We start from the raw sequence: 9,476 nt of genomic DNA, 5'->3' as shown, positions 1-9,476 counted from the left end.
GATCACGCAGATGGACCAGGTGACGCAGCAAAACGCTGCGCTGGTCGAAGAAGCGGCAGCAGCCGCCGGCTCGCTGCAAGAGCAGGCCAGCAACCTGTCCGAGGTCGTCAGCGTCTTCAAGCTCAATCAAGATCAAGCTAGCGGGCAACTGAATCATGTAGCCGCACCCCAGCGCACGGCGGCCATCAAGCCGCGCTCTGCGCCTATGCAACCACCCCGTGCCAAACAGGTTCTTGCCGCGCCGCAACGCCAGCAGCTGGCGGGCGCGCCGGCTGCTGGCGGCGGCTGGGAAACGTTTTAAGAACTTCCAAAGGATGTAGGTCGGGTTAGCGTAGACGTGGGCCGACATCTGCGTTTGTGGCGGTGCTTGTCGGGTTACGCCCCTGCGGGCTAACCCGACCTACGGCTAACGCGACATACGCGCGTCTGCAGGTACGGATCGGATTGATCGAAAAACTGGCGGCATGAAGCGCATAGCCAACGAATCATCGGACTCGTCAGGTAAATTTTTATTAGAAAGTATGCAATGAGCGAAATCGACAAATACTCGAACAGCCATTACCAAAGAGCAGATCGAATAATGTTGCCGGTTTTGTGGCTGTTATTGGATGCGCAAAGCAAGAGCGCCAAGGATCTGGAGGGCATCCTGGTAACGCTGCATAAAGCGATTACCAGTGCTAGCAATGGTGTCGCCGCAATTGCCACCGCCTCCAGCCAGATCGTAGCCGGCAACCTTGACCTGTCCTCCCGCACGGAGCAGCAGTCCAGCTCACTCGAAGAGACCGCAGCCTCCATGGAAGAGCTGACCTCCACCGTGAAACAAAACGCCGACAACGCGCGCCAGGCCAACCAGCTGGCCGTCTCGGCTTCCAGCGTCGCGGTTAGGGGCGGTAGCGTCGTGTCCCAGGTGGTTGACACCATGGGCTCCATCAACGCCTCGTCCAGGAAGATCGCCGACATCATCGGCGTGATCGAGACCAACATTCTGGCCTTGAATGCGGCGGGTGAAGCGGCGCGGGCCGGAGAGCAGGGCCGTGCTTTCGCAGTCGTGGCCGCCGAAGTGCGGAACCTGGCGCAACGCTCAGCGGCAGCCGCCAAGGAGATCAAGACCCTGATCGACGACTCGGTGGACAAAGTCGAAGAGGGCCGCAAACAGGTGGTTGAAGCGCGGGCAAGACGATGGACGAGATCGTTGACAGCGTCAAGCGCGTGACCGACATCATGGCCGAGATGCCCAAGTGGGGCAGCCCCTGCGACTTCACGGTACTGATGTCAGCTTTTCGCGTAGGTCGGGTTACGCTGCGCTAACCCGACCTACCTGGGACTTGTGGCTTCGAGTGAACTGAGTAGCCAGCATAGCTTGCGCTTTTCCCTCTGCCCGTGCACGTGACTCCGGCGACATGCGCGCGCGCAGGGCAACGTGGAGGGGCAAGGCAGCCTCGCTTTTGAAAAATGGTGCTGGTGGAGCGCAGCGCAAATCAAAACGCTGAAACAGCGGGCCGCCACGTCGCGCGGCCCATGAGATCAGCTTACTATCGTGCGTCTGCGTTTTTGCAGGCAAGAGCTGCGCCAAACAGCCTTTGTAGGCTTTCACCCGGCGGCCCCGTTAAACAGGGCACCATCGCATTCAAACAAATAACCAGTGGGGAGAAGGCCGTGGGCGACCCTGTTTCAGCCAGACCTTGGGCTGGCTCCATGAGCCCAGGGTTCCTATTCAGCGGTTTCATCGCCGGCGTGGCGGTGCAACTGCAGCAGCCCAGCCTGTGGCAGGGCGGGCGGTATGCCGTGCTTGCGGCGCTGGGCGGCGCGCTGGTGGGCGTTTTGTATGGTGCTGCGGCAAGGAAAAACCTGCGCGGCGCGGGTTGGGCTGTGGTCGTGGCCGCCGCCCTGCTGGGTTTTGGCCTGACAGGCTGGCGGGCTGGCGTTTTTCAGTCCAGTACCCTGAACCCGGCCCTGGAAGGGCGTGATATTGACGTGGTGGGCCGGGTGCTGGCCATGCCGCAGCCTGCAGAAGACGCCTTGCGGTTTCGGCTGGGCATCGAAACGGCGCGACTGGACGGGCAGCCGGTCAAACTGCCGTCGCAAATTTTGCTGGGCTGGTATGCCGGCTTCGGCGTGCGGGAGGCAAAAGACCTTCGGGCTGAAAGCGCTGATCCCTCCGGGATGGCGCTGGAGTTGCAGCGTCAGCCGCAGCTCCTGCGTGCCGGGGAGCGCTGGCAGATGACGGTGCGGCTCAAGGCGCCGCATGGCAACAGCAACCCCTACGGATTTGACTACGAACTCTGGCTGTGGGAGCAGGGCATTCAGGCGACCGGCTATGTGCGTGCCGGCCCGCGCGATGCGCCGCCCGTCAAACTCTCCAGCAGCTGGGTGCACCCCGTGGAGCGGGCCCGCCAGTCGGTGCGTGAAGCGATTTACCAGCGCATTGAAAACCGCCAGCGCGCCGGGGTACTGGCCGCGCTGGTGGTGGGGGATCAAAACGCCATTGAGCGGGCCGACTGGGACGTTTTTCGCGCTACCGGCGTGGCCCACCTCATGAGCATTTCCGGCTTGCACATCACGATGTTCGCCTGGGCAGCGTCTTTGCTGGTGGCCAGCCTGTGGCGGCGCTCCGCCACGCTGACGCCGCGGCTGTGCCTGGCGCTGCCCGCCAGCAGTGCGGGCGCCTTGGGCGGGCTGCTGCTGGCCGCCCTGTACGCGCTGTTTTCAGGCTGGGGCGTGCCGGCCCAGCGCACCATCTGGATGCTGGCCACGGTGGTCTTGCTGCGGCAAAGCGGCAGGCAGTGGCCGTGGCTGCAAACCTGGCTGCTGGCCATGGCCGTGGTGGTGGCACTGGACCCCTGGGCGCTGCTGCAGGCCGGGTTCTGGCTGTCGTTTGTGGCGGTGGGCGTTTTATTTGCTACTGATTCAGGCGCTGGTGACGCCCGTCGTACAGGAGCTGGAGGCCAATTTGATTCACAAATTGCAGTGGCGCCGTCGCTTTGGTCCTCATTTTTATCGCCGTGGCTGGCCAAGCCCTTGGCCGGACTGGCGCGCGCCGCGCGTGAGCAATGGGTGGTGACGCTGGCGCTCACGCCCTTGTCGCTGCTGCTGTTCAACCAGGTTTCGCTGGTCGGTTTGCTGGCCAATGCGGTGGCCATTCCCTGGGTCACCCTGCTGGTCACGCCGCTGGCCATGCTGGGCGTGCTGTATGCACCTGTTTGGGAGGGCGCCGCGTGGGCGGTGGGTTTGCTGGCAGTCCTTCTCAAGGGGCTGGCCGATTGGCCGCTGGCCTCTATCAGCGTCGCGGCAGCACCGCTTTGGTGTGCTGTGGCAGGCGTCCTTGGTGGTGCATTGCTGGCCATGCGCTTGCCATGGCACTGGCGCGCGCTGGGCATTCCGCTGATGCTGCCGGTGTTGCTGTGGCAACCGGTGCGCGTTGTCCCGGGGCAGTTCGAGCTGCTGGCTGCGGACATCGGGCAGGGCAATGCGGTGCTGGTGCGCACGGCCCGCCATACCTTGCTCTACGACGCGGGCCCGCGCTTTTCGCGCGAAAGCGATGCGGGGCAGCGCGTGCTGGTGCCGCTGCTGCGCGCGCTGGGCGAGCGGGTGGACCTGCTGATGCTCAGCCACCGCGATACCGATCACACGGGCGGCGCGCCCGCTGTGCTGGCCATGCAGCCGCAGGCCCGCTTGCTCAGCTCGATTGAAGACGGCCACGAACTGCAGGCGCTGCGCAAATCGACCCGCTGCCTGGCGGGCCAGCGCTGGGAGTGGGATGCGGTCACGTTTGAGGTGCTGCACCCCACGGCCGCCGACTATGCGGCGAAGAACAAACCCAACACCCTGAGCTGCGTGCTGCGCGTCTCCAACGGCCGCCAGACCGCGCTGCTGGTGGGCGATATTGAAACCGCCCAGGAGCTCAGGCTGGCTGCAAGTTCCAGCGCTTCGAGCCTGAAGGCCGATTTTCTGCTGGTGCCGCACCATGGCAGCAAGACCTCGTCGAGCGCGGCGTTTCTCGATGCGGTGCAGCCGCAGTGGGCGCTGGCGCAGGCGGGCTACCGCAACCGTTTTGGCCACCCGGTCGAATCGGTGGCGGCGCGTTACCAGGCGCGCGGAATCCGGCTGATCAGTTCGTCCCAGTGCGGCGCGGCCGGCTGGCAGAGCCTGAAACCCGGAGACCTCGCCTGCCAGCGGCAGACCGGCTTGCGCTACTGGCATCATGTGCCTTAAGTACCGCAACCCGAACTTGACAAGTGTGCTCAATGCACCGGCTTGGCGCATAACTTGCTAAGCTCTATTGAAAATAAAGTGCGTCAACCTTGCTGGAGATCATGTTAATGAGCCGACCGATGTTTGATGAAATGAACGCCACGCCATCGAGCGTCCGGGCGCACTACCAGCCCTACCAGCGTTGGCTGGCCAGGCAGGCCGCCAGCCTGATGGAAGCGCGCCGGGCTGAAGCGGAAATTATTTTTCGTCGCGTCGGCATCACTTTTGCCGTGTATGGCGCCAAAGACGAACACGAACACGAGGGTCCGGACAATGGGGGGACCGAGCGCCTGATTCCGTTTGACCTGATCCCGCGCATCATCCCGGCGCATGAATGGGCCAGCCTGGAAAAGGGGCTGGTGCAGCGTGTCACGGCGCTCAACCGTTTCATTCACGACGTCTACCACGACCAGGAAATCATCAAGGCGGGCATCATTCCGTCCGGGCAGATTTTTCAGAACGCCCAGTTCCGCCCCGAGATGATGGGCGTCGATGTGCCCGGCAACATCTACTCGCACGTCAGCGGCATTGACATCGTGCGCGCCCCCAACGCACAGGGCGAGGGCGAATACTACGTGCTCGAAGACAACCTGCGCGTTCCCAGCGGCGTCAGCTACATGCTGGAAGACCGCAAGATGATGATGCGGCTGTTCCCGGAACTGTTCAACGAAAACCGCGTGGCCCCGGTGGCGCACTACCCCGATCTGCTGCTGGAAACCCTGCGCACCATGGCGCCGCCCGCCACGGCCGAGCCCACCGTGGTGGTGCTCACGCCGGGCATGTACAACTCGGCCTATTTTGAACACGCGTTTCTGGCGCAGCAAATGGGCGTGGAACTGGTCGAAGGGCAAGACCTGTTCGTCAAGGATAACTTTGTGTACATGCGCACCACGCGCGGCCCCAAACGCGTCGATGTGATCTACCGCCGCGTTGACGACGACTTTCTGGATCCGCTGGCGTTTCGGCCTTCGTCCACGCTGGGCTGCGCGGGTCTGCTCAATGTGTACCGCAGCGGCAATGTCTCGCTGTGCAACGCGATTGGCACCGGCGTCGCGGACGACAAGTCGATTTATCCCTATGTGCCGAAAATGATCGAGTTCTACCTCGGTGAAAAGCCCGTCCTCAAGAACGTGCCGACCTATATGTGTCGGAACAAAGAAGACCTGCAGTACACCCTGGCCAACCTGAAAGACCTGGTGGTCAAGGAAGTGCATGGCGCCGGCGGTTACGGCATGCTGGTGGGGCCGGCCTCCACCCAGGCTGAAATTGAAGACTTCCGGCGCGCCATTCTGGCCAACCCGGCGGGCTACATCGCCCAGCCCACGCTGAGCCTCTCGACCTGCCCGACCTATGTGGAAAGCGGCGTGGCACCCCGCCACATCGACCTGCGGCCCTTTGTGCTGAGCGGCAAGGAGGTGCAGATGGTGCCCGGCGGCCTGACGCGCGTGGCGCTCAAAGACGGCTCGCTGGTGGTCAATTCCTCGCAGGGCGGCGGCACCAAGGACACCTGGATTCTGGAAACCGGTCCAGCCGCGCCCGTGCAGTCACAATCCCAGTCGCAGTCTGGAGGGCTTTAATCATGTTGTCACGCACCGCCGACCACCTTTTCTGGATGTCGCGCTACACCGAACGGGCAGAGAATACGGCCCGCATGCTGGATGTGAACTACCAGACCTCGCTGCTGCCGCAATCAACCGCCGTGGCCCAGATGGGCTGGCAGGGCCTGCTCAGCATCAGCGAGCTCAAGCCGGCCTATGCCGCCAAGTACGGCAGCAGCATCAATCCGCGTGACGTGATGGACTTCATGGTGCGCGACGAAAAAAACTCGTCAAGCATCATCTCGTGTCTGCAGAACGCCCGCGAAAACGCCCGCGCCGTGCGCGGTACGCTGACCACCGAAGTCTGGGAAACGCAGAACCAGACTTACCTGGAAGTCATCCGCATGCTGCGCCATGGTGACTTCGAGCGCGACCCCAGCCAGTTCTTTGAGTGGGTCAAGTTTCGTTCGCACCTGTCGCGCGGCGTGACGCTGGGCACCATGCTTCAGGACGAGGCCTTCCACTTTTTGCGCATGGGCACGTTTTTGGAGCGTGCCGACAACACCGCCCGCCTGATCGATGTGAAGTTTCATGCGATTCAAAACGATGCTGTGGGCGCGGCCAGCGAAAAAGCGCAGGACAACGATTTTTACCACTGGAGCTCCATCCTGCGCAGCGTGTCTGCGTTTGAGGTCTACCGCAAGGTCTACCGCGACGTGATCAAGCCTGAGCGTGTGGCCGAGTTGCTGATACTGCGGTCCGACATGCCGCGCTCCCTGCTGGGCTGCCTCAGCGAAGTGATGAGCAACCTGGCCATGGTGACCAGCGATCCGCTCAGTGAAACCCAGCGCCACGCGGGCAAACTGCGGGCCGATTTGCAGTACGCGCGCATCGACGAGATTCTGGCCAATGGACTGCACGCTTTCCTGACCCAGTTTCTGGACCGTGTCAACGAACTTGGCGCGCACATCAGCCGCGAGTTTCTGGTTCCGGCAACAAAGTGAACACGGCGCCGTCAAAGACAAGCCGCAGCGGGTGCCGCCGCCGATGAAGCTGCACGTTCGGCACACCACCGATTACCGCTACACCGAGCCCTTGCGCTACGCGCTGCAAATGCTTTGGCTCACGCCGCAGTCCGGCCCGGCGCAAACGGTTCTTTTCTGGAGCCTGGGCGCGCCGGAAAAGCTCTTTGCCCAGCGCGATGCCTTTGGCAACAGCATTCACTCTTACAGCTTTGTCGGCCAGTCGACTGACAACGTGCGCTGGAGTCTGGTCAACGCGGCTGGCCAGGTCGAAACCTTGGGCGTGGCTGAATTCACTGACGATGGCACCTTGCCGCACCCGCTGTTTTTTTTGCGTGCCACGGAGCTGGCCCAAGCGCATCCGAAACTGGCGGACTTCGGCCGCCGTTTCGTGCATCCCCTGGCGGCCCCCGGCACCGCAGATTTAAGCATGCTTTTGGCCCTTAGCCAAGGTGTGGCGGGTGCAGTAAGCTATCAAAAAAATAGCACAAATGTGACCACCACGGCGCTTGAAGCGTTTCAAGCGGGTGCCGGTGTGTGCCAGGACCAGGCGCATGTGATGGTGGCGGTCTGCCGCAGCCTGGGCATTCCGGCCCGCTACGTCAGCGGCTATTTTTACGCCGCCAACGAACCCGACCTGGCCAGCCATGCCTGGGTTGATGTCTGCCTGGACGTGGCAACCCGGCGCTGGGTCAGCATCGACGTGACCCACGGCTGCGTGATCGACCAGCGCCACGTCCGCCTGGCCATGGGCACCGACTACAACGCCTGCCCGCCGATCAAGGGCGTGCGCCAGGGCGGCGGCGAGGAATCCATGGCCGTGACCATCACGATTGAGCCGGTTTGACGCATGTTGTTATACACAAGTCTGTTTTGCACCAGGTCAAGTGCCTGCTGGCTTGGCTCCTTCCCCCTCTGGGGGAAGGTTGGGATGGGGGCTGGCGATGCAAGCATTCGTTCATCCGGACTTTGGCGATGCAAGGCAGGTCGAAAGACAACAGCAAGCGCACCTGCTTTATTTGAAAGAATTGCAAGTGCACAGAGCCCCCCATCCCAACCTTCCCCCAAAGGCGGGAAGGAGTAGAAACGGGCAGCCAGAACCTTCAGAAGGCCAGAGCCTGTCAGAAATTTTGTGTATAACGACATGGGTTTGACGGGGCTTGGGTGTTGATGCGCGCGCTGTAAGCTCCTTGTTTGATGGGCTTCGGATTCGTTGCATTGCAATTTGCCGCTGTCGAGTTGGGGTCAGCTCAAAGTCATGTCGGCCATCGGGCAGTGCCGAAACTGTCGCACTCGTGAAAAGCCTCGGTGCCGAAGGCGAAAAGCGGCTCATCGTCGTGCGCGCGGCGAGGGTTTATGGGTTCACAGGTTTGCCGACTGGCTCGGAGCGCATGTCGAACACCGATTTTTCGCCCAGCGGATAAAGTTCAGTGCATACTTTGCCGATGTCCGCGCTTTTGTTGCACCTGCTAAAAACACCTACCCTGACCGGTGCGGTCGCGCCCTCGTCTCGCTACTTGGCCTCGGCAATGGTCCGAGCCACAGGCGAGGTGCACCATGTCGTGGAACTGGGCGCCGGCACGGGCCCAATCACGAAAGAGCTACGCAGCAGGCTGCCACACGCCTCACTGGTGGCCGTCGAAATGCAGCCAAGTCTGGCCCAACAGCTTAGGAATAAGTTTTCTGGGCTAGACGTGCGCGAGGACCTCGCCCACGAGGTCCTGGACGGCCTCGTCTACCCTGACCCGGTGGCGGTGGTGTCCAGCCTTCCCTTTCGCTCACTTCCGCAGGACATGCGCGAGGTCACGGTGGCCAGCATAGAGCGGCTTTTGCGCAGAGTCCCCGGTTCGAGGCTGGTGCAATTTACCTACCAGCCGCGCGCGCCCTTTGAGGCAGCCGCGGATTTTCGGTGGCACAAGACGTGCTCGGTGTGGCGCAATGCACCTCCGGCGGGGGTGTGGGTGCTGCAAAGCTTGTCCACAACTTGAGTTGCTACCGCATCTGGCGCAGTAGCGTTGGGGTTACAGGGTTACAGGGTTACAGGGTTAGGGGGTTACAGGGTCAGGTCTCCCATCTTGCAAACGGAGCGCCGATGCCGTAGCTATCACGATGGTCAGACCACTACGCATTGAATACGCTGGTGCGGTGTACCACGTGACATCGCGGGGCGACAGGCGTGAGCCTATCGCCAAGGACGACACAGATCGGGCGCTGTTTCTGGACGTCGTGGGCCAAGCGCTGGAGCGCTTTGACGCGCAGGCGTGGGCGTACTGCCTCATGGGCAACCACTACCACCTTGTGCTTCACACCCGCGAGGCGAATTTGTCACGCCTGATGCGTCAGATCAACGGCGTGTATACCCAAAGCTTTAACCGCCGCCACAGCCTGACGGGTCATCTGTTTCAAGGCCGCTTCAAAGCCATACTGGTGGACAGTGACAGTTACCTGCTGGAGGTGTGCCGTTATGTTGACCTGAACCCCGTGCGGGCGCGCATGGTTAAACGCCCCGATGCCTACGCCTGGAGCAGCTACCGCGCCTTGGCTGGCCTTGCCGGCAAGCCCGACTGGTTAAATGTCAAGCCAGTCCATGCCCAGCTGGCCCCCGGCAAAAGCGCTACCCAGGCTGCCACCAAGTACGCGGAATTTGTAGCGCAAGGCCAGGGTA

Annotated in this window: 6 protein-coding genes and 2 pseudogenes; all 8 read left to right on the top strand. The window is 62.3% G+C overall.

The genetic code is table 11. From position 1 onward, the window contains the following. A pseudogene (locus Q8K05_RS03430) lies at positions 1 to 301 on the top strand (methyl-accepting chemotaxis protein); the annotation flags it as partial. Positions 302 to 691: 390 nt separating this feature from the next. Continuing rightward, positions 692 to 1,233, top strand: a pseudogene (locus Q8K05_RS03425) (methyl-accepting chemotaxis protein); the annotation flags it as partial. A gap of 462 nt (positions 1,234 to 1,695) precedes the next feature. Continuing rightward, a complete protein-coding gene (locus Q8K05_RS03420) occupies positions 1,696 to 4,212 on the top strand; it encodes a DNA internalization-related competence protein ComEC/Rec2 (protein WP_305245121.1) in 2,517 nt (838 codons plus the stop codon). A 107-nt stretch (positions 4,213 to 4,319) separates the two neighbouring features. Beyond that, the gene (locus Q8K05_RS03415; protein ID WP_305245120.1) at positions 4,320 to 5,828 is read left to right on the top strand and encodes a circularly permuted type 2 ATP-grasp protein; all 1,509 of its coding nucleotides are present in this window, start codon (positions 4,320 to 4,322) and stop codon (positions 5,826 to 5,828) included. 2 nt (positions 5,829 to 5,830) lie between these two features. Continuing rightward, positions 5,831 to 6,793: an alpha-E domain-containing protein gene (locus tag Q8K05_RS03410; RefSeq protein WP_305245119.1), complete on the top strand. Its 963-nt coding sequence runs from the start codon at positions 5,831 to 5,833 to the stop codon at positions 6,791 to 6,793. A 43-nt stretch (positions 6,794 to 6,836) separates the two neighbouring features. After that, complete coding sequence (locus Q8K05_RS03405) at positions 6,837 to 7,658, top strand: transglutaminase family protein (RefSeq protein WP_305245122.1); 822 nt, start codon at positions 6,837 to 6,839, stop codon at positions 7,656 to 7,658. 598 nt (positions 7,659 to 8,256) lie between these two features. Then, on the top strand, positions 8,257 to 8,799 hold the full coding sequence (locus tag Q8K05_RS03400) for a class I SAM-dependent methyltransferase (protein WP_305245118.1): 543 nt from the start codon (positions 8,257 to 8,259) through the stop codon (positions 8,797 to 8,799). A gap of 121 nt (positions 8,800 to 8,920) precedes the next feature. Beyond that, positions 8,921 to 9,476, top strand: a 556-nt coding sequence (locus tag Q8K05_RS03395) for a transposase (protein ID WP_305245117.1), incomplete at its 3' end; no start/stop codon positions are given.

Source organism: Polaromonas sp. (assembly GCF_030682935.1).
Taxonomy (GTDB): domain Bacteria; phylum Pseudomonadota; class Gammaproteobacteria; order Burkholderiales; family Burkholderiaceae_C; genus Polaromonas.
This window is presented reverse-complemented; position numbering and strand designations above follow the sequence as displayed.

Coding starts and splice junctions, on each gene's coding strand:
- Q8K05_RS03420 (WP_305245121.1), top strand. CDS start 1,696: ATGAGCCCAGGGTTCCTATTCAGCGGTTTCATCGCCGGCGTGGCGGTG.
- Q8K05_RS03415 (WP_305245120.1), top strand. CDS start 4,320: ATGAGCCGACCGATGTTTGATGAAATGAACGCCACGCCATCGAGCGTC.
- Q8K05_RS03410 (WP_305245119.1), top strand. CDS start 5,831: ATGTTGTCACGCACCGCCGACCACCTTTTCTGGATGTCGCGCTACACC.
- Q8K05_RS03405 (WP_305245122.1), top strand. CDS start 6,837: ATGAAGCTGCACGTTCGGCACACCACCGATTACCGCTACACCGAGCCC.
- Q8K05_RS03400 (WP_305245118.1), top strand. CDS start 8,257: ATGTCCGCGCTTTTGTTGCACCTGCTAAAAACACCTACCCTGACCGGT.